This is a genomic window from Hyalangium versicolor (assembly GCF_020103695.1).
Lineage (GTDB): Bacteria > Myxococcota > Myxococcia > Myxococcales > Myxococcaceae > Hyalangium > Hyalangium versicolor.
This window is the reverse complement of record NZ_JAHXBF010000085.1, coordinates 1-1,076: the sequence shown is the minus strand read 5'-3', so window position 1 is coordinate 1,076 and position 1,076 is coordinate 1. Positions and strand designations below refer to the sequence as shown.

Annotated in this window: 2 protein-coding genes; both read right to left on the bottom strand. The window is 67.7% G+C overall.

From position 1 onward, the window contains the following. Nucleotides 1-535 (bottom strand): hypothetical protein (locus KY501_RS54670; RefSeq protein WP_224373253.1); only part of this gene is annotated, 535 nt, incomplete at its 3' end. 140 nt (nucleotides 536-675) lie between these two features. Continuing rightward, on the bottom strand, nucleotides 676-1,076 hold a 401-nt coding region (locus KY501_RS54665), incomplete at its 5' end, for a hypothetical protein (RefSeq protein WP_224373251.1).

Genomic DNA, 1,076 nt, shown 5'->3' with positions numbered 1-1,076 from the left:
GGGCCATGGACAGCATGCCGTTGATCGTCGTCCCGACCTCCCGGATTGCATACGAGGCGCCGACAGTGGGCGCCTGGCCGGTGACGACGCCGGGGAGGGTGAGGACTGTCGCGGTGTTGTCAGAGATTGGCTTGACGATGCCTGCCCCAGCGCCGGAGGTGATCTCGATGAACTTGCCGCGCAGGGCCCCGGCGCTCCACGACTGGCCTGAGTCTGTGAGGGTGGTCCAGGTGGCCCCGCTCCCGACGGACACCGCAGTCAGGGTTCCGGTTGCGCTGCCGCTCGCCAACGTCGCGGGTGTCAGACTCCCTGAGACGATGAGGTAGGATCCCTGTGAGGCGTCGGCGGGCGTGTCTGGGAGGAAGCCAGAGAGCCAGGCCCCGGCGGCGAAGGTGCCGGTGCTCACGTTGATCGTGACGGGGTGCCGCAAACGCTTGGGCACCCGGTCCACCGCGCTCTGGATCGTCGCGCAGGCACGTGCCCAGCTGGTGCACTCGAAACTGTCGTTGCCCGACGTCGAGACGTAGAACGTCATCGGCCCGGTCGTCGCGCCCAAGTACGTCGGGAGGCCTGTGGGCGCCGAGCTCGAGGTGGCACGAGCGGGCGCAACAAACTGGGCATGGGCCAGGCTCGAGAGAGCCACCAAAAGCGCAGGGACCAGTGTGCGTGAGCGGCTCATCGCAGAGTCTCCAGCCCCACGAGGCGAACCTCCAACTGGGTGCCGCCGCTCACGCCGACGTCAACAGCCTCGACGGCGATGCGGCGGGAGCTGTAGCCACCCACCTTCCAGTCCCACCAGTGGATGCAGCGGCAGGGGTAGCGGAGGTTCGTTCCACCATCGCCAGCGCCCACTCCACTTGCCACGCCTCCATCACCTAGCGTCGTGTAGCTGCAGGCGTTGGTGGTGAAGGCCTCCGCAACGGACACGTCGAGCGCCTTGGAGGTGCTCACGTCGGAGCGGTTCCAGGGGTACCAGGTCCAAACCCGGAGGGTTCCTGTCCCTGTGAGGCTCTGCCCGAGCTCCGCGCAGATCTCCAGGGAGGCGCCCTCGTAGGGGGTGCTCAGGCTCATTCCCT